Source organism: Photobacterium sanguinicancri, from assembly GCF_024346675.1.
Classification (GTDB): domain Bacteria; phylum Pseudomonadota; class Gammaproteobacteria; order Enterobacterales; family Vibrionaceae; genus Photobacterium; species Photobacterium sanguinicancri.
Genome location: NZ_AP024850.1, coordinates 1,806,103 through 1,825,343 on the forward strand (window position 1 = coordinate 1,806,103; position 19,241 = coordinate 1,825,343).

The following is a 19,241-nucleotide window of genomic DNA, read 5'->3' on the forward strand; positions in this document are numbered from 1 at the left end:
AGATGCGATAATGAAAAAAGGAATATTTCAGTGCTCTGCATTAGCAGCAGCTATTATTTTATCTGGCTGTAATAGCGATTCATCTGATGATAATAATAAAGTCGATTATGGCGCAAAGGCTGTAAGTTATCTTGTTGAAATTGCAGATGAAACGCAAGGTATTGGCGATCGTGAAGCAAGCACACAAAAAGAAATTCAAACAGGGAATTGGATATACGATAAATTAACGGGTTTTGGTTTTGATGTTAATGTTCAACCATTTGCTTATGAAAAGAAAGGGAAAACATATTTTTCAAATAATTATATTGTAGAGAAAAAGGGGAAAGTAGATAAAACTATTATTTTGGCTGCACATTATGATTCCACTGGTGTCGATCATGGTTCGTTAGGTGCAACAGATAACGGTGCTGGTCTAGCTGCCGCTATTGCTATTGCTGAAAAGCTACAACAAACAGAATTACCATTTAATGTCCGTATTTTATATCCAGGAGCTGAAGAAAACGGTCTAAACGGTTCGTTATATTATGTCAAAGATGCATTAGCGAATGACAAGCTTAAAAATGTCATAGGCATGATAAATTACGATACTGTTGGTGGTGGCGATATCGTATATGTCCACGCTGCGCATTCTGATTATGCAGAGTATAAAAGAACATGTGAGTCTTTGGGGTTAACAGAAACGGACTATAGCTTTGATACAAAAATGCGAGAAGCGATGCTGAAGGCTTCTGTTGATGTTAATGGCGAAGCGGATAAGTACGTTATTCACCCAACATTCCCAGGTTACCCTGAAGGCGAAACGGGTTCATGGTCGGATCATGCTGGCTTTGCGTGTGCGGGTATTCCGATTGCTTATGTTGAAGCAACTAACTTCAATATTAATGGGGCGGATGGCTATGATGGCTATTCTCAAACCACTAATCCTGCGATGTGGGATTGTTACGACGCTGATAATAAAACGGCATGTAATCGTGCTGAAGAGAAAAAATGGGGTAAAATTTGGCATACCGAGTTTGATCGTATCGATAAACTGGAAGAGGCTTTCCCCGGACGTGTCGATAAGCAGCTTAGCGATAATGTGAATATCGTTTTAGAGTTATTAACGAGCAACAAATATATTCAAGTTAAATAGCGATGCGACAGTGAGCTATTGATGTTAATCCCATTTATGAGGCTTGTTCATGAATGGGATTTTTTTGCGGTTATGCACCTCGTGTGCCATGCTCATATTGTTCGTATATGAGAGGTGACATGGATGGCACTGAAGCTTGCAATTGTAATACATGTTGAAGAAGAGTTTGATTGGCATGGTTGCTTTAGCCGAGCGAATAATACAGTTTCGCCACAGCACACATTAATCAATACGATTGAAAAATTACTTGCGATAGGTGCCAAAATCACATTGGCGATGGATTATGCTTTTGTCACGAGTATTGAGGGCAAGAAAGTCATTGATCATTTCTTACCTTTAGAGGGGGAGTCTATTGAATTTGCTGCCCACCTTCACCCTTGGTTGACCCCGCCGTATCAAAATAATTTTTCGCTTTCTACTACAGCGGCATCATTTCCCTGTAATTTAACGAAAGAACTTGAATTTCAGAAATTAAAAACACTGACAGATATGATTGAACGTGTGAGTCGAGTTAGGCCAGTAACTTATTTAGCTGGGCGCTATGGTATTGGAGTAAATACGCATGGCGCCTTAAAAAGGCTCGGTTATAAAACAGACTTAAGTTGTTCTCCATATTATGACTTCACACCCTTAGAGGGACCGAATTTTAGTTCACTTACCTGTAAAGATTATTTAAAGGATAGTGTGTACTATTTACCGCATACTACTGCGATGACTTGTTGGTTTTCTATTCTCGAAAACTGGCTAAATGCAAACCCTCAAACATCTTTTAACCGAAGTGACCGCCTAGATTATAGGCTAGCACGAAAACTCTTAGGGGTGAGGTTAGATAGGTTATCTCCAGAAGAAGTATCATTAGCACAAATGCAGCGGGTTTTTAATGCTCAGCACAAACAGGGGCAGGAGAAATTTATTATTTCTTTCCATTCCACAAGTCTAATTCCTGGCGCTACACCATATACCCAGACTAAATCTGACGTAGATCGTCTAGTAGAAAGACTAATTGATTTTATTACGTGGTTTTACTGTAATCATGACGGAGAAGCCTTTTTACCGAGGGAATGTAATTTATATTCCGGAAAGTTGGTGACTAGCCAAAACAAAAAAGAGTCAAATAAAGTTCATATGGCTTCGAATATAGAGGAGGAGTTGTGAATCATATTATTCAAGCTGTATCTAGGCGATTTAATAAGTTAGCTTGTGATCAAGTAATGAAGAAGATCATTACAACAGCTCCAACGAGTCATATCGGCTCTAACGATGTAGCTGTACTTTCCATGATAGGGAAGCGAGTGATTAATGATTATCTGGTGGCAATAAAATCATTTTTATTTTGGTATCCAGAAGTCAGTGTACATGTACTGAGTGATGGAACTTTAGATGATTCTGACCGCTTATTGATTCGCTCGCACATACATTCAGTCACTTTTTATACTTACAACGATGTTTCTATGGAAGGCCTTCCAACAGGTAACTGCTGGGAAAGGTTGGTTACCTTGCTCAATTTGGCAGAGACACGTTATGTCATTCAATTAGACTCGGATATTGTCGTTAACGCAGCTATCCCTGAAGTAAAATCAGCCGTTGAATCACAAGTCTCATTTGTAATTGGTGATCCGAACTGGAGTCAAGCCGTTCCTCTTGATGAATTATCTCGACTTGCTTCTCAAAACCTGTCTCAGCACGTTCAATCCCAGTCTGAGCATGTAATGTCACGGATCCCTAGCTTACATGACAAATCAGTTTGTTATTTACGAGGGTGTGCTGGCTTTACGGGCATCCCTAAAGGTGTGAACAAGCTAGCACTATTACGGCAGTTCTCTCAGGAAATGGCGGCAATACTTGGCGAGGAAAAATGGAGTGAGTGGGGCAGTGAACAAGTTGCATCAAACTTTATTGCTTCTACGTGCCAAGGTGGACATGTTTTACCTTGGCCTCAGTATCAAACATATATGTTCCCGCAAAGCACAACTCGCCTTGAAAAGACGTCGCTGATTCATTTTATGGGAACGTGTCGATATAGACATGGTGAGTATAAAAAAGCAGTAAATAGAGCGTTAACTATGTTGTCACTCTAATATTGATTATTCATGTTTTATAGCAAGATTATGCAGCTAGAGGAATTGCCTTTATCTGCATTTTTTCGTTATAATTACAATAGCTTATAGTCCTGTATTGAGACTTGTGATCAAAAAAACCATTATTCCATTGGGTGAATTGGCGTTTGTTGCATATTTGCATGTTGGATCATTATTTAACAGTTCTGCGTATGTTAGTTTTCGTGGTGCATAATGTTGAAGGAGTATAACATGCAAGATGCAAACACTAGATTCCCCAGTATTGCGAAGGTTTTAATTTTGCGGCAGTTCCTTTGGGGAGCTGCTTTTTACGGGGCGTATGTTCTATTAACCAAATATTTTCTTTTTGAGCTAAATTACAGTGAAGCTGACACCATCATGATGATGGGGGCATTTGGTGCTGTTGGTCCCGTATTTTCAGCTGTTGGTGGGTTTATTGCTGATAGGTATATTGGCTCATTCCGTGCGGTATATATTGGCTACACCATTTACACTATCGGTTTCTTCTTATTGGGGATGGGTGCATCCACACTGAATGTTCCTCTCAGTATTTTCTCGATTGCTTTGATCGGTTACGCTCGAGGGCTTTCTGCAACCAGTCCGACAGTGCTATTGGGTAACTCATACTCAGCGACAAACAGGGAAGCTTTCCAACAAGGTTTAACGGTTAACTATTCCATTAATAACTTGGGGTCGTTTGCTTCTAAATACCTTTTCCCATTCTTGGTAGCGTACTTGGCTTATCAAGGTAACTTCTTTATTTCATCATTTTTGATGCTGATCACCTTGGTGCTTTTTGTTACTTTCCGAAAACAACTAGCTCAAGTTGGTAATGATATTGACCGTCGCAGCGTTAGCATGAAAACATGGGGTTACTTTGTGGTTGGCTCTGCATTAATGCTTGGCTTAGTGTTCTGGATTTTCTCTAATCTAGATGAAGGTAAATACCTCCTTTATGGACTGGGTGCATGTGCGATTTTGTATTTCATTTATGAGATCACTAAAGCATCGGCAGCATACAAATACAAAATGTGTGGTGTGTTAATTACTATCTTTATCATGATCGTTTTCTATTTTTACTATGGTCAGATGCTTACCTCGATGAACATCTACGCTATTAACTTAATGGGCGATCAAATCCTTGGATTTATTCCAATTAGACCTGAATCAAATGCGGCTTTTAACCCATTGTGGTGCTTTGTGTTGGGTGGACCAATGATTTATGCGTATAGCTGGTTAGAGAACAAAGGTTACTCGCCAACTATTCCGACCAAATTTGCTGTTGCGTTTATCTTCAGTGGTATTGCATTTAGCTTGTTAGGCTTATCAACGAGCTTTGTGGGTGAAAATGGCAAAATCTCTGCTGATTGGATTTTGTGGGTTCATTTCTTCCAATCTATGGCTGAATTGATTGTAGGGGCTTTGGGTGCTGGCTTCATTTTTGAAATGGTGCCGCGTTACCTTTCTGCGTTTGCTATTGGCCTTCGTTCAGTTGCCTTGTCACTCAGTGGGATTTTAGCCGCAGTTATTTCGACTAAGATTGCATTGCCGAAAGGCCAAGAGCTAACGCCTGAAATCATTGAAGGGGTTTATGCTAGTTACTTTTATAATCTTGCGATTCTTGCCATTGTGATGGCAGTGGTAACACTTGGATTATCTAAAGTAATAGCGAAGCTGATTAACAAAGGTGAAGAGTTAGAGCGTATAGAGAACGCCTCACAAACCTCGCCACAGTCGTAAATCTCTCTGAATGTAAGCCGCACCCTTATTCATTAAGGCTGCGGCTTTTTTTTGTTTAATTACAGTGCTATAAAAGAACTAATTATGTTAAGAATAGTTACTTAACTTACATTCCTATACTGATTGATTGGTTACAGATAGAGAGAAAATGATGACGGCTTTTAAAGAATATAAAATATTACACATTGTTGAAGGTGGCTGCGGTACCTTGTTGTTAGGCTCTAGTGGTTTACCATTAAAAAAGCTGGAAGCAACATTGAACGAAGAGGCGGCTGATGGATGGCAGTTGGTGTTTCAGGTTATTGAGCGTAAACGCTTTTGGTTATTTTGGAACCGTGAAGCCGTTATTGTCACGTTAGGACGTAATGGGTAATGCTTATTAAGCGTATAGCGTTAAGCATGATTGAACGTTATCAACGGGGTGGTGGTTCAAAGCATTACTTTAACTTGGAATGTAACTTTGAACCCACTTGCTCGGAATACACTCGGCAGGCGATTGAACATTATGGTGTCGGGAAAGGGATTCGACTCGGTATGAAACGTATCCGCCGTTGTAGTGACCCCGACTGTATTCATAAAATTCAGGACCCACTCCCTAATGACGCCTAGCGAAATATAGCGAGTTTAGTATGATTTTACGTCACGCAAAATTGAGTCAACAAGAAGATGCATTACGCGTACAGATCCGTCAGTTAACCGATGCGCAGAGAAAACAATATTACAAGCTAGAAGCTGAACAGGTGAAAGACCCTGATACGTTTGCTGTGCTTAATTGGTTCTTTGTTGCGGGTCTTCATCATTTCTATTTAGGTAAGTTTGCTCGAGGTGGAGTGAATTTAAGTCTGTTTTTGTTGTCGATATTAATACTTGTCATCTATCCCAATCATTGGGCAGGTTACAGTATATTTGTCGGCATCTTGGTGATAGAACTACCGCAATTGCTTAGTTCACAAAATATTGTACATCATCATAACAATCAGATAATGGCAAAGTGTTTAGCGGATGTACGTCATCCTAAAGCCTAGCTAGCTCTCGTTTACTTAAAGGCGACGCCGAGCTCAGCGAAAAGTTTGGCTAAGCACTTTGTAAATGAGGAATGCAGTTTGAAATCGATAGTAAAAATGATTGTGTTGGTATCGGCATTGGGTGCGCTAACAGCGTGCAGTGATGAAGGTGAGCTCGTTGCGACACCCGTCAAGAATGTTCAGAATATCGAGGCAGTAAATAGCCAAACGTTGGATGTGCAATGCGATACAGGCATTTGCCAATTTGAGTTATCCACCAGCAGTCATGATGAAATAACCGTCAATATGTTTTACGACGGGCAACGTGCCTTTGAAAAAATTGAAGGTGTCAGTGTGACAGGCCCTTCAGGTGCAACGGTTAGAATTGAGGGTAATAATCAATTTACGCTTATCCTAAGTGGTGATGATGAACCAACCAAAGTACAGGTTATCGACTATTACCGTAACTAACCCTTTTTCACTTCTGATCACAAGCTTCAATTATCTTTCGTCTGTGGCGATTTGACGCATTCGCTACAGGCTTAGATGGAATTGGTTGCCTTTCTGCCAATAAATGACGTATCGCGAGAATAGGGTGCTTATAGAGCATCCTTGGTCCGCTATAACGCATAATCGTTTGTGATGTGTTTTTGTAGTCTGCTTTATAGCAGTGAATTGGGCATTGTCGGCAGGTTGGTTTTGCTTCACCGTAAGGGCAACGATCAAGCTTCATTTCTGCATAGTGCAAAAAATCATCACAGTCAGCACAAAGTGTTGTCCCTTGGTGATGATCTCGGCAATAAATATGAACCATCGCAGTTAGGGTTTTGAACTCGATATTTAATGAGCCAAGTAATATAAGCCCTGCATCCGTTTTCATGTGTATACCTGATGTTTTTACGCTAGTTATGAACCTATATATAAAATACACCTATTTGGTTTTGTGAGCAAAAGTTGATCACAAAACGTGATTTATATGACATATTTAGCGAAACAGGTAAGCAACATGAAAAAATAACGTGTTTTATTGCAAGAACTGGCCTTGATGGGTTGATTTCATGGGGTTCGCGCAGTAGTATCCGCTCCTCTTTTTTTGTGGTGGTGTATATGAGCAGATTTGAGTGCCTTGAAAGAATTGTTGACGAATACCGTAAGAAAGTTCGCGACGCTGAGTTCAACAAACAGAATGACAGTGAAGTAGCTAAAGTATTGGTATTATTGGTCGGTAACTCTATGTTTAGCTTGGCAGATGAATTTGCGGATTGGGTTAACCGTGGTGGCGATCGTTCATACGGTGGTAAGTTCTTCGTTTCTAAGCAACTAATGACGTTGTTAGAGCCAGTAACTTTCCGTGGTGTGACTGTGCGCCGTGACTCGATTAAGCTATTCCGCGTGTCTTAAGCTGACCGCATAATAGAAATTCAATGACTTTCATGAAGAAAAATTGAAGACCAAATTTTTCAATCCAGCTTCATAGACGAAGTATGATTGAACCAAAAGGATGCCTCGGCATCCTTTTTGCGTTTTTAGCGCATGCATCTTGTGCTACTGGTCGAGATTGGTATGCTAGCGTTAATACAAGCTAGATAACTCTAGATAAAATAATAAAGTCAGTTAAGAGAAAATCAAAATGGACGCAGAATTTTGGCATAGCCGTTGGGCTGAAAATCGAATTGGATTTCATTTGGATGATGCAAACCCATTATTATTGAAATATTGGGCTGCATTAGATGCAACGCGTGCAGACAGCGTATTAGTACCTATGTGTGGTAAATCCATTGATTTGGACTGGCTTGCACAAAAGCACAGCAGTGTTGTTGGCATTGAACTAAGCCAAATTGCGGTACGGTCGTTTTTTGCAGAGCACCTCTACACGCCAATGGTGATAGAGCAGGGCAATGGCCAAGCTATTTATGAATTTGATGAAATTAAGATTCATTGTGGTGACTTCTTCACTGTACCGGTTGAACCTACAGATGTGGTTTACGATCGTGCGGCACTGATAGCTATGCCTGAAACACTGCGTAAGCAGTACGCTGAGCGTTTGTTATCACTGACGAAGCCTGGTGGCCGTATATTACTTATCACGCTGGACTACCCGCAAGAGCAGCTAAATGGTCCTCCATTTTCTGTCGATGAAGCGGAAGTGAATGCGTTATTTGAAGGCTGCAATATCACGCTGCTAGAGCGTGATGATAAAGATGAATCCCACCCTCGACGCAAGCAAGGTATCTCACGTTTTGCTGAAGAGGCTTGGTTGATTGAAACGCCAACATTAGCGTTATAAGAACAAGCCATGAATAATAAAGAAAGGAGCGCAACGCTCCTTTTTTTGTATTGGTCATTTATCAGCAAGTGATTATGACAATACTTTAATCATGGAATCACCATGCTCTAAGCTGCCTAATTAACCAGCATAAAAATCAACGTACTGATAAAATTATCAGAGCAAGATCAACTTTTTGAGAATTTTTCTTCTTTGATTTTTGCGAGCGATATATCGCTTTGTGGTATTCATCCCTATAAACCCCCTTCCGTATTCGTCAGTGGTATTTAACCTATTAATTTGATTTCTAATAGGTTTACCTTGTTATTAAAGTCGATGATCTTTCATTCTTATATGCCATTTAGTGCCAACCTTTGTCGAGTTGATGCTTTTTAGTCAAGGTGTTAATTTCTGGGACTGTTCCCATAGGATGGATATTAAAATGAATAATAAAATACTAATGCCTGTTATTTTGGGCCTTGCAGCGGCGACTACAACACCTGTTTTTGCTAATGAGGTTGTCGAGAGTATTATTCTCGATGAGGTCAGTGTAGAGGGGTACGTTAAAAAAAGTTTTGAGGTGAAATTCGAAAGTGAACCAGAATTGTTTCCGTATGCCTTCCGTGGTAGCCGAGTGCAGATGAAATTACTGGTAGAGCTGTTCTATAATTCAAATAATGGAAAAAAAGCTGCCCGTGTTGTCACCTTAGGTAATGGCTATGTGCCGGGTAAGTCTGGTGTGGAACTAACATATGATGCGCCACTACTTGCGCGTTTTACCCAAAATTACCCTGTAACGTTTGACTACAGTATTTATCAGGCTGGCGGGACACCAATTTTTGGTGATGATTACTCACCACAAAATGAAACCTCAGATGTTTCAGTATCAACGACCACAGTGGCACCGACTATTGGCCTGACTGCAACCGCAACGCCAGGATCAGCACCGAGCTTTTCAGGATCGTTAAGCTCTCAATTAGGTGTGGCATATACCTCTCGCTATTCAAGCAAAGATTATGTAACAGCAGTACAGCCTTCTGTAGGTAATGCACGTGGTACAGGCGTTAAGTGGACGACATCGCTTAGCCAGTTGTACACCAATGATTATCAGTACTATGGGAAGTGGGCGGGTGTTTATCATTACACAGATTGTTATAACGAAAACCTGTTACCAGAAGAGAATTTCCCGCGTTTGATTTATGGCTTTAAACCTAAGTTTCAATATGTATTTACCCCGGAACTAGAACGAGGCACTGAACCAAAAACACAAATGATTGTTCGCGCAGGCATGAAGCAAGTTGAAGAAGGCTTTAGCCGTGGTGCTTGCACCTGGTCTGATTACGGTACCAAAACCCATTACACTGAAGCTCAAGTTCGCTTTTCAATAGATTGGGATCAGTTAACGGTACAGCCTTATTAGTATTAACTAATCGAGGTATTGTAATTAACAGCCACTTAGTTACGGTGTAACCAAGTGGCTGTTTGAATATGATAAGAGGTTGAATCAGAAAACGATTTTCACATCAGCCGCGGTATCGACGGCATCTGTAACCGCTTGTTCAATCGTATCACGACGTGTTAGCGCCACACCCAAACGGCGACGGCCATCAATTTCTGGTTTACCAAATAACCGTATTTGCGTTTGAGGACGTGATAACGCTGCGGGTAGGTTATCAAATCGAATGTTTTGCGAAGTCCCTTCTGCAAGGACAACAGCAGATGCTGAAGGGCCGAACTGGTTAATACTGTGAATAGGTAAACCTAAGAATGCGCGTACGTGTAAGGCGAATTCTGACAGCTCTTGTGAGATCAGTGTCACCATACCTGTATCGTGTGGGCGAGGTGAAACTTCACTAAAGAGTACTTCATCACCTTTGATGAATAGCTCTACACCGAATAGGCCATACCCACCCAGTGCGTTTACCACTTTTTCAGAAACAGCTTGTGCCGCTGCAAGTGCCTTGTCTGACATTTGCTGCGGCTGCCATGATTCACGGTAGTCACCATCTTCTTGGCGGTGACCAATTGGTGAACAGAAATGAACACCATCAGATGCACGAACTGTAAGTAGCGTGATTTCATAATCAAACTCTACAAATCCTTCGACGATGACACGACCCGCACCAGCACGACCGCCTTCTTGAGCATACTTCCAGGCTGATTCGATATCTGCAGGGGTTTTAATCACACTTTGCCCTTTACCTGAAGAGCTCATGATTGGCTTCACCACACAAGGTGTACCAATGCGCTCTACAGAAGCGACAAAGTCATCATATTGATCTGAAAATTCGTAAGGAGAGGTTGGAATCTCGAGTGTTTCAGCTGCTAATCGACGGATACCTTCGCGGTTCATTGTTAGCTTAGTCGCATTTGCCGTTGGAACAACGTTTAAGCCTTGAGCTTCAAGCTCGACAAGTGTCTCTGTGGCAATAGCTTCAATTTCAGGTACCACGTAATGCGGCTTTTCAAGTGCAATAACACGTTTCAATGATTCTGCATCTAGCATATCAATCACGTGGCTACGGTGAGCAATGTGCATTGCAGGTGCATCTGCATAACGGTCAACAGCAATAACTTCTAAACCTAAACGCTGGCATTCAATGGCGACTTCTTTACCTAATTCACCAGAGCCAAGAAGAAGAACGCGAGTTGCATCAGGGCGAGTAGCTGAACCTAACATTGATAATCCTTACGAGTGAGTATTTAAACTGCGGACGATCATACCTGATTTAAACAATTGCGCAAACGTTTGCGTTGATAAGGAAGTACACTTGATTAAGAGTTAATCAGCCTAACGAATAATGGTTGATAAGTAATAATTACTCTTTGGTAAAACGCGGTAGGGAATAGGGTGTAAAAACGGGCATATATTCAACTATCGCCAAATGTTCCGTTAGGTTTGTAAAATGATTGTCAGACTTTAAGGTTAGGCCTCGTTAAATACGGATTGAGTCGTTACAGTGTGGGCAATCTAGCAGTGTTACTTTATTAGGCTGCTTCAAATCAAGATTCATATTGATATAGGTAAATGACCAATGAAAAAGTTGTTAGTGGGTTTAGCATTGATTGCTGCAGTACCTTTCTCGGCACATGCATCTAAAGGTATCGGTGTGTTCTTAGGTAGCCCGATGTCTGGCATTCAGTACAAACATGATGATCTTCGTTTTTCGTTGGGCGTTGAAAAGTTCGGTGTCGCATTCGACAAAACATTCAATATGGGCACACTTACCGACAACCGTAAGCTTGATAGTTTGTACACTTTTGTTGGCGCACAGTATGTTGATCACCATAACAAAAAAGTGGGTGTACGATCAGGTGTTGGCTTTCAGCTACCCATCAATAGTTTCGAATTATACGGTGAGCTAGGGCCGTCGTTGTATGTTGTTGAAGAAGTGGATTTGGATCTTGAAGCTGCATTGGGCTTTCGTATCCGTTTCTAACCTAATATGTCAGCAGAATAAAAAACGCCACCTCGGTCGAGGTGGCGTTTTGCTATCAAGTATTGATTTAAAAGTGATGATGATTTATCAGCATCTTATTTTTTACGACTTTCCCAATGGGTAATGAAGGCGACGGAAGCAATAATGATTGCGGCACCTAACCATAATCGGCCTGGTGGCACCCAGCCAAACACAATCCAGCCAGCCAGTACATTGAGTGGTAATTTTGCATGGTCAAAAGGTTGTACAAAAGAGGCGTCGGCAACCGCATAGGCTTTCGCTATTGCCCACTGCGCTAATCCTGTTAATAGCCCTGCACCCACTAATAATCCCCAAGTCTCTACAGAACTCGGCATTGTAAAGTCGGGTAGAGCCAGCAAAATATTGAAAGGCGTTATTAGCAGCAACAGATACACAACCATGGTGGTTGGTGAATCGTACGCTGACATTTTTTTCACCATTAATGAATAACTCGCCCAAAAGAATGCGGCGCCAACGGGTAATAACGTCGCCAAGTTAAAGTCATTCCCCCATGGTTCTAGGATGATCATTGCGCCAACAAAGCCCGCGAGGGTGGCAAACCAACGAGCAGCCCCCACACGTTCACGTAAGAAAATCCCTGAGCCAATTGTTGCGAATAATGGCGAGGTCATCAGTAGGGCGATACCTTGCCAAATAGGAACGGGATAAGCCAATGCCCATAACCAAAGCTGAATACCGATAACAGAGAGAAAAACGCGGACACAGTGTAAGCCGAAATGTTGCGTGCGCAAGGCTTGGCGGAGTCCTAAGGATCGTAGCCAAGGTAGCATCGCAATAAGCGCAATGAAGTATTGAATAAAAGCAACGGTAGTCGAAGGTAAGTGAAGCTTCACGCTCAGTACTTGAGCTAGGCTATTAACAATGGCAAATGCTAAGCCTGCGGTGAGCATCCAGCTCGCGCCTTGGATTGGATTATGGTGTTGAGACATGAGTAAGAGGCTGTCTGATGAATAGTGTGAATAATTTACAGAATCATACGCTTGTGCACTTATATCACCAAGCATAAATGAAAAAAGCGATGCCAATATATGGACATCGCTTTTTCTACGGTTACACAATTAGCCTAATGGCTGGTGTGTACAACTTATAGCGCACTATAAGTTAATGGGATATCTGGGTTGAGTGCTTCAAGGGTATTTTGCGTATCAGCAAGGTGACTAATGCTGCTACTTTGCTCAACAAGTGCGGCTTCAATGATACGGCTTAATTCGTAACCTGCCATATTCATATTGATAAGTGCCACTTGGAGCGGTGGTAGGCTTGGATTGAATGCGGCATTTTCAGCATACATGCCAACGAAAATACGACCGTCATCCGTTTTTAAAGCAACGCCACTGAAGTTTTTGGTATAAGGCGCGTGAGCACGGTTAGCGGCTTGGCAAGCGGCTTGAACCAGTTCGCTCTCTTCATCAACACCAAGACCATGATTGATTTCAGTTAAGAGTCTTTCTGTGATACCGAGATCGCTTGGGCCAAACGATTCTGGTAAATATTGTTGTAGGGTCTTTTCTTCACGCTCAGGTAACTGAACCTTGATGGTGTCTGCTGTGCTCAGTTCATTCATGAATTGACGGCAGTGACCACATGGGCTGTAGTTGATGGTGATATCTTTAACACCCGTTTCGCCTTTAACCCAAGCGTGGCTAATCGCAGATTGTTCTGCGTGGACCGTTTGCGAAAGTGCAGCGCCGACAAATTCCATATTGCCGCCGAAGTATAGGCGACCTGAGTTGCCTCGAACTACTGCACCTACACAAAAATGAGAAAGGGGAGACACAGAATACGTGGCTGCAAGAGGAAGCAGCGCAACGCGCAATTCGCTGTCAGTCATATGAGTTTGGCTGAGTAAGTTGTCGAATTGCTCTGCACTGATGGTAGCATCGAAATTGCCATCTTCCAGCATAGGCTTGATTGCAGTTGCAAGATCAGCCGGTAAAGAACCTAAAGCATCCATTACTTTAGTGTGCATGGTGGATTTCTCCGTCTTGTGTATGGAGAAATATTGTAGACAGGTCAAAAGAATAATAGTGTGATCATGATCACGTTGTTATTTATCTTGTTTCACCCATTACATAACTGAGAGTGAGGTCACACAAAGGGGCTAATTCGATATCCTTATTTTTCAATGAATTAGTTTTGTATTCGATTACTTGCACATAACGATACAAACCCCATTAATTACCAGCTAATTCTAATTAGCTAACAGTATTGGCACTAATAGCCAAATAAGGCTGCAATGAGTGGGAAAAGCACAGGGGCCAGTATTGACGTCATGACACCACAGATCACCAAAGCCAGTGAACTAAAAGCACCTTCTTGATAATTTTCTTCTGCGGCTTTTGCAGTCCCAAGTGCATGAGAAACCGTCCCCATGGTTAACCCTTTGGCTATCGGTGCTTTAATGCCAGCCAGCTTAAATAGTGGGTAGCCCAAGACAGCACCAAATAAGCCCGCAATGATCACCATAATGGCTGCAATAGCGGGTACACCACCAATTTGTTCTGCAACAGCCATAGCAATGGGTGTCGTTACAGATTTAGGTAAAATACTTGCAACTAACTCGACATTTGCACCTAGCGCAAACGCAATACCAGCACCCGTTACCATAGAAAGTACACTGCCAATAAAGCAAACAGTAAAAATGGTTTTCCACTTTGCACGGATTTGTGACAGTTGCTCATAGAGCGGGAAAGCAAGTGCGACAACCGCAGGTTCTAGTAGTGCATTGAGCCATTTATTTTGTTCAAAATAAGTTTCATAAGGCACATTTAGCCACATGAGCAAAGGGATAATAATAATTAAGCAAATAAGTAGTGGGTTAACAATGGGATGCTGAAGTCGTTTTGAAATAAGACGAGCAATATAAAAGACCACCAAGGTCGTGATTAACCAAATCATTGCTTTTCCTTATGGTGCGCTGCAATACCGATAACAAGAAAGACGACTAAGCTGCTGCCAATGGTACTGAGTAAAATAGGAAGGCTATTGGCACTTAATAAAGCAAAGTGATCCATGAGGCCAACACCCACAGGCACAAATAGTAGCGCCATATGACGAATTAAGAGATGGCAACCTGATTGGACCCAATGAGAGCGTATTAGGCCAGCAGACAGTAAACCAAAGAGAATAAGCATGCCTAGGATGCTACCGGGTATAGCAAGCCCAAGTAATGCTTGGATACCTTTACCCAAGAAAAGGCAAACGAGAATGATGCTGAAGGAGCGTAGATAACTCATGCTTTTATGCGATGCCAGAAGTAATGCTATTGCTTGATGGATTTATCATACAAAATAAGTGTGACCTACGCCACACTTATTTGAGGAGTTAAGTGCGGGGTAAATTTGGTCTGACAGGGGGATATGCCGCCAATTTTAACGCTTACTTTCTGTTAATTACAAAACAGAGTAGCCAAAAGCATTGCTATAGGCGGTGGTTCAGTACTATGACAATAAGATATTGTCAGCGAGAAAGAACAACGCCACTCCCGCTGCGGCCAGTAATAGTACTGAGATTTTGTGTAGCATGCCGTGCTTGACGATATGTTCAGTCGCGGATTCTTGATTGTTCTCCTCTTGTTCAACGGCTTCGTTTTTAAATTGCGTAAATCCTGATTGTTTAAAAGTATGAACCAGCCGACAGGTTTTACTGGGTAGCGGTACTCTAAAACCATGGTTGGTAACCACTTCAATAGCAATGGCGGGTTGATCTTGATAACTGAGTTTGTGATTAAGCGACACTAACAACGCATTCAGATCGAAGTTGCTTTGATTGTTTTCTTCGTAACTGTCGAGTTGAATAAACGTTTTACTGTATAAGGCTTGAGGGTTAACCACCTCACCAGCACAATAGCATAACGCTTCCAGTAAGCGTGACTCATGCACCGTTAGTAAAGTCTCAGACCCATCCTGCCACACTAAAATTCGCAAGTCGGGTTCAAAATCTACGCTGGGGAAACGATAACAGCGCGTCAGGGCTTTTGTTGTCATAGCTACCACTTAATGCCATTAAGCCAGAGTGTATATCAAGCGTAACCGATCATCCTTAGTGCGCGAGATATTGATATGGCTATGTAATATCAATTTAAATAAGTAACTGATCATTTGGGCTGGTTAAAGTCACTGATAACGACGATATAGATTTTGCAGCTAGCATCACTCCGCTAACTGAAATCTATTCCTTGTTTTGGTGACTGTTCAGCGCAATGACCGAATAATGACTTATTCAGATTGCTATAAGGTGAACAGGCATCAAACCGATGCTTGTTCGCTAAAGTAAGTGTGACTGCCAAGAGGGATTCCTTCAACTTTTGAAGGGCGGAAACTGTCTTATTAAAAACACCCTGAAAGCTAACGTTATCAGGGTGTATAAGAAAGTCTTGCTTGTGAAGAGCTTAATGCGGGAAGTTATGTTTTTTTACTGCCGTTAAGTTAGGCTAGCTGGATGACATAGTCATACACTTTTTTCAGGATAGCCATTTTCTTTTCGTCTTCTTGGTGTTCCATTGCCACATTATCCAAATTTTCGATATAAGACGGCAAGTGTGTTTCAAAGTAATCTTGGCAGTGGTGCTTCCAACGCATTTGCTCTTGCGGCGTTAGTGTTAGCGGAAAATTACGGGCACGATAACGGAACAACAAAGGCTTAATTCGCGCATCGGCGACTTGAGGTTCAAAATCGACGAGCTCAAGTGGATCCATTTCACGGATAATATCCATAGAGGCACGATCGGCATGAGAGAAGAAGCCATCATATAGCTTGGTATCCACGTTATCATGAGGTTCAAATTCACGATCAACACTGAATATTTCAACTAACTTTTCACGCACTTCTGGGTGAGCTTTAAGTATCTGAAGGTGTTTCAAGCAAAGCTCGCGATCAATACCCAAACGTTCTGCATCATCAGCTTTCAATGTTTTTGCAGGGGCAAGCACTGGGCACTTATTTAGGTGAACCAGCTTCACTGGCACTGGGAGCTCATCGGGACCAAGATCGCTGCGCTTAGTGTACAAACGTTGACGAAGAGTATCTGCATCAAGCTCAATCAGTGGCGTTGGGTCTTTGGCGAGGTTTACTGTAATAACCGCGTTCTTGTTGTCTGGGTGCCATTCCATTGGAACAATCCAGCTGGTATTACCGCACTCAGAGCCAAACATACCTGATACATGCACTAATGGCGTTAAATTAATAATGTCGATAAGTTCTTGTAGCTTACGTTTGTTACGTAAATCGAATAGGTAGCTAAAGAGCTTAGGCTGATTTTTCTTGAGGATCTTAGCTAACTCAATGGTGGCGTATACATCAGCCATTGCATCGTGTGCATTAGCGTGTTCAATGCCATTCGCAACAGAAAGGTGTTCTAGTTTAAAGCTCGGGAAGCCTTCATCATTGGTTGGCCAGTTTACACCTTCAGGACGAAGTGCGTAGCACGTGCGCATTATATCGAGCAGATCCCAGCGCGAGTTACCGTTCTTCCAGCTCCATGCATACGGGTCGAAGAAATTACGATAAAGAGTATAACGGCTCACTTCATCATCAAAGCGCACGTTGTTGTAACCAATGACACAAGTATTTGGTTTGGAAAGCTCATCATGAATCTTGGCGATAAACTCATGCTCTGGTAAGCCTTTCTCCATTGCCTCTTGTGGCGTAATACCAGTGATTAAGCATGCTTCAGGTGAAGGGAGGTAATCGCTTGGTGGCTTACAGTAGATGACCAAAGGTTCCCCAATAATATTGAGGTCCATGTCGGTACGAATTGCTGCAAATTGAGAAGGGCGATCTATCGATGGGGTCGCACCAAACGTTTCGTAATCTAACCAAAGCATGGTTGGTTGATGATTGTTATTACTCATTATTTTTCCCTGCTGGGATGAATTACTTTACTGTCTTTATAGTAACAAATAATGGGGGAGCAACTAAGGTATTATGGCATCTACCTAAATATTTATTCTTAGAGATAAGTCTTTTACTTGATAAGTAACTAGCGAAGTGAGTCAGGATCTTGCAATCAGTATGGAATGCTAATGTTGCAAAAAGGCAGCATGGCTGCCTTATGGGGCTGGATTAGCTTGCGTGGTTAAATTTATCTCTGTTTGTCATGAGTCATAAACTACCACATATTCCATGTTTGGGCTTCAATGTCATTTTCAATACTATCTGGCAGTGCACTGAAGAAATCGAGTTGCGTTACTTGTTCAACTTCATCAACAGTTGTAATGAAAGAGGGTAATTCTGAAGATGAGATTTTACGGTGTGGAAGAATAAATGCGATTGCATCGTTGTCAGTAGGGTCGAGAATTACCTTATAGAAGCGATGTGGAATATAGACACCGTTACCAATATACGTTTCATTACCATCCCAAATAGGGCCAGATACGACATAAAGTTCGTTGTAGGTGTTAGCCCATTCACGTACTTTTTCTTCGAGTCCTTTCCATCCACCCCGATTAAACCCTGGTAGTTGTGGTGCCATGTTAGTCATCAAGAAGCTCTGTTGCATCGAGACTTGAGAGAAGTCCATGGTACCAGACGGTGCTAAGTGTCCTCGGTCGTATCCTGATTTTGAATAGTCACTGCTGGTTGCGCGAAAAGCGATAGGTAATTCTTTATCAGTACGAAAGCTGTTAGAGCGTTTATAGAAAGCATTCACACTTTCTTTTGTGATGTGATAAGCAACCCAATTGGAGACCTTGTTTTGATAATTATAACCAGCGGCATAACCATCTCTACATAGGACTTGGTCGCTGTTGTTGGGTGTTCCTTTAACGAGGTGTTGATTACAAACTGCAGCAGAAGCGGATATTGATAGGCTAAGGCTAAATATTGCAAATAAGAGGTGTTTCATGTTTCGTCCATATTCTATAGGTGTACAGGACGAACAATAATATTGACGAGAGGTATGCGAGGGTATTGATATGCCTATAAATTGTGATTGGTGTTTTTTATAAATTCAAGCAGTGAGGTTTTACGCACTTTATCAACGATATTAGTAAGATAGGAGTGAGTTTTGATTTATCTTGAACGATATCGGAGTTCTAGAAGGGAATGGTCAATGACAGATGTAAAAAAGGGCGTCCGGAGACACCCTTTAGAAATTTTATAATCTGACTACATCAGAATTATGCACGCTCAACGTTTGCAGCTTGAGGGCCTTTTTGACCTTGCTCGATGTCAAAAGAAACTTTTTGACCTTCAGCAAGAGATTTGAAGCCTTCACCAGTGATCGCACGGAAGTGAACGAATACGTCAGCGCCGCCGTTGTCTTGAGTGATAAAACCGAAGCCTTTCTCGTCGTTAAACCACTTAACGATACCAGTTGCTTTAGACATGACATGTCTCCTGAAAATAATAAAAAACACGCACTATTGCGTACTTAAGCCAACATAATGAATTACTTATGGACAAAAGAATGAGAAGCTCTTCAGGACAATAGCTTAATTGTAAGCGGTAGAACGAAGGGTCTTTCAATACTTGCATAAATAGGACTGCATTACAGGCCGAGAAATATTAAGCCACAGTGTTTAGGGTTGGGCAAGATAA

Annotated in this window: 22 protein-coding genes; 12 read left to right on the top strand and 10 right to left on the bottom strand. The window is 41.8% G+C overall.

Going from position 1 to position 19,241, the window contains the following annotated elements:
• The first annotated feature begins 10 nt into the window (after positions 1 to 10).
• From OCU87_RS08690 to OCU87_RS08725, 8 genes are all read left to right on the top strand, one after another.
• On the top strand, positions 11 to 1,132 hold the full coding sequence (locus OCU87_RS08690) for a M28 family metallopeptidase (RefSeq protein ID WP_261858313.1): 1,122 nt from the start codon (positions 11 to 13) through the stop codon (positions 1,130 to 1,132).
• A gap of 123 nt (positions 1,133 to 1,255) precedes the next feature.
• Positions 1,256 to 2,287 (top strand): polysaccharide deacetylase family protein, encoded by a 1,032-nt coding sequence (locus OCU87_RS08695; protein ID WP_261858314.1) that lies wholly within the window; start codon positions 1,256 to 1,258, stop codon positions 2,285 to 2,287.
• On the top strand, positions 2,284 to 3,210 hold the full coding sequence (locus OCU87_RS08700) for a hypothetical protein (RefSeq protein ID WP_261858315.1): 927 nt from the start codon (positions 2,284 to 2,286) through the stop codon (positions 3,208 to 3,210). The genes OCU87_RS08695 and OCU87_RS08700 overlap by 4 nt, the downstream gene beginning before the upstream one ends.
• Before the next feature lie 231 nt (positions 3,211 to 3,441).
• Positions 3,442 to 4,950, top strand: coding sequence for a peptide MFS transporter (locus tag OCU87_RS08705; protein WP_261858316.1), 1,509 nt, complete (start codon positions 3,442 to 3,444; stop codon positions 4,948 to 4,950).
• A 148-nt stretch (positions 4,951 to 5,098) separates the two neighbouring features.
• Positions 5,099 to 5,323, top strand: coding sequence for a DUF4177 domain-containing protein (locus tag OCU87_RS08710; RefSeq protein WP_239928830.1), 225 nt, complete (start codon positions 5,099 to 5,101; stop codon positions 5,321 to 5,323).
• On the top strand, positions 5,323 to 5,559 hold the full coding sequence (gene yidD, locus OCU87_RS08715; RefSeq protein ID WP_062689062.1) for a membrane protein insertion efficiency factor YidD: 237 nt from the start codon (positions 5,323 to 5,325) through the stop codon (positions 5,557 to 5,559). The genes OCU87_RS08710 and yidD overlap by 1 nt, the downstream gene beginning before the upstream one ends.
• A gap of 20 nt (positions 5,560 to 5,579) precedes the next feature.
• On the top strand, positions 5,580 to 5,975 hold the full coding sequence (locus tag OCU87_RS08720) for a hypothetical protein (protein ID WP_062689060.1): 396 nt from the start codon (positions 5,580 to 5,582) through the stop codon (positions 5,973 to 5,975).
• Between the two features lie 78 nt (positions 5,976 to 6,053).
• Positions 6,054 to 6,425 (top strand): spore gernimation protein, encoded by a 372-nt coding sequence (locus OCU87_RS08725; protein WP_261858317.1) that lies wholly within the window; start codon positions 6,054 to 6,056, stop codon positions 6,423 to 6,425.
• A gap of 7 nt (positions 6,426 to 6,432) precedes the next feature.
• Here the strand turns inward: OCU87_RS08725 and OCU87_RS08730 are convergent, their stop codons facing one another.
• Positions 6,433 to 6,834 carry a nitrous oxide-stimulated promoter family protein gene (locus OCU87_RS08730; RefSeq protein ID WP_261858318.1) on the bottom strand — a complete coding sequence of 134 codons (402 nt, stop codon included), beginning with the start codon at positions 6,832 to 6,834 and terminating at the stop codon, positions 6,433 to 6,435.
• A gap of 227 nt (positions 6,835 to 7,061) precedes the next feature.
• Here OCU87_RS08730 and OCU87_RS08735 point away from each other — a divergent pair, with 227 nt between their 5' ends.
• The 3 genes from OCU87_RS08735 to OCU87_RS08745 all read left to right on the top strand — a co-directional run bounded on the left by OCU87_RS08735 (position 7,062) and on the right by OCU87_RS08745 (position 9,640).
• On the top strand, positions 7,062 to 7,355 hold the full coding sequence (locus OCU87_RS08735; protein WP_048898335.1) for a hypothetical protein: 294 nt from the start codon (positions 7,062 to 7,064) through the stop codon (positions 7,353 to 7,355).
• A gap of 229 nt (positions 7,356 to 7,584) precedes the next feature.
• On the top strand, positions 7,585 to 8,241 hold the full coding sequence (locus OCU87_RS08740; protein WP_062689056.1) for a thiopurine S-methyltransferase: 657 nt from the start codon (positions 7,585 to 7,587) through the stop codon (positions 8,239 to 8,241).
• 421 nt (positions 8,242 to 8,662) lie between these two features.
• Positions 8,663 to 9,640, top strand: coding sequence for a leukocidin/hemolysin toxin family protein (locus tag OCU87_RS08745; protein ID WP_261858319.1), 978 nt, complete (start codon positions 8,663 to 8,665; stop codon positions 9,638 to 9,640).
• Positions 9,641 to 9,724: 84 nt separating this feature from the next.
• Here OCU87_RS08745 and purT read toward each other — a convergent pair whose 3' ends face one another.
• Positions 9,725 to 10,900, bottom strand: coding sequence for a formate-dependent phosphoribosylglycinamide formyltransferase (purT, locus tag OCU87_RS08750; RefSeq protein WP_261858320.1), 1,176 nt, complete (start codon positions 10,898 to 10,900; stop codon positions 9,725 to 9,727).
• 355 nt (positions 10,901 to 11,255) lie between these two features.
• On the opposite strand from purT, the gene OCU87_RS08755 reads away from it, so the two are divergent.
• Positions 11,256 to 11,660, top strand: coding sequence for a hypothetical protein (locus OCU87_RS08755; protein WP_094957950.1), 405 nt, complete (start codon positions 11,256 to 11,258; stop codon positions 11,658 to 11,660).
• 95 nt (positions 11,661 to 11,755) lie between these two features.
• Here the strand turns inward: OCU87_RS08755 and OCU87_RS08760 are convergent, their stop codons facing one another.
• The 8 genes from OCU87_RS08760 to cspE form a co-directional block, all read right to left on the bottom strand.
• Complete coding sequence (locus tag OCU87_RS08760; RefSeq protein ID WP_261858321.1) at positions 11,756 to 12,631, bottom strand: DMT family transporter; 876 nt, start codon at positions 12,629 to 12,631, stop codon at positions 11,756 to 11,758.
• A 155-nt stretch (positions 12,632 to 12,786) separates the two neighbouring features.
• Positions 12,787 to 13,671, bottom strand: a complete 885-nt coding sequence (cdd, locus tag OCU87_RS08765) for a cytidine deaminase (RefSeq protein WP_062689051.1) — start codon at positions 13,669 to 13,671, stop codon at positions 12,787 to 12,789.
• Between the two features lie 245 nt (positions 13,672 to 13,916).
• On the bottom strand, positions 13,917 to 14,597 hold the full coding sequence (locus OCU87_RS08770; RefSeq protein WP_205049207.1) for a CidB/LrgB family autolysis modulator: 681 nt from the start codon (positions 14,595 to 14,597) through the stop codon (positions 13,917 to 13,919).
• A complete protein-coding gene (locus OCU87_RS08775; protein ID WP_094957951.1) occupies positions 14,597 to 14,938 on the bottom strand; it encodes a CidA/LrgA family protein in 342 nt (113 codons plus the stop codon). The genes OCU87_RS08770 and OCU87_RS08775 overlap by 1 nt, the downstream gene beginning before the upstream one ends.
• 204 nt (positions 14,939 to 15,142) lie before the next feature.
• A complete protein-coding gene (locus OCU87_RS08780; RefSeq protein WP_261858322.1) occupies positions 15,143 to 15,688 on the bottom strand; it encodes a hypothetical protein in 546 nt (181 codons plus the stop codon).
• Positions 15,689 to 16,129: 441 nt separating this feature from the next.
• On the bottom strand, positions 16,130 to 17,554 hold the full coding sequence (gene sbcB, locus OCU87_RS08785; protein ID WP_261858323.1) for an exodeoxyribonuclease I: 1,425 nt from the start codon (positions 17,552 to 17,554) through the stop codon (positions 16,130 to 16,132).
• 257 nt (positions 17,555 to 17,811) lie between these two features.
• Entirely contained in the window at positions 17,812 to 18,546 is a 735-nt protein-coding gene (locus tag OCU87_RS08790) for a DNA/RNA non-specific endonuclease (protein ID WP_261858324.1), read from the bottom strand.
• 274 nt (positions 18,547 to 18,820) lie between these two features.
• Positions 18,821 to 19,030, bottom strand: a complete 210-nt coding sequence (cspE, locus tag OCU87_RS08795) for a transcription antiterminator/RNA stability regulator CspE (protein WP_094958976.1) — start codon at positions 19,028 to 19,030, stop codon at positions 18,821 to 18,823.
• Between the last annotated feature and the right edge of the window lie 211 nt (positions 19,031 to 19,241).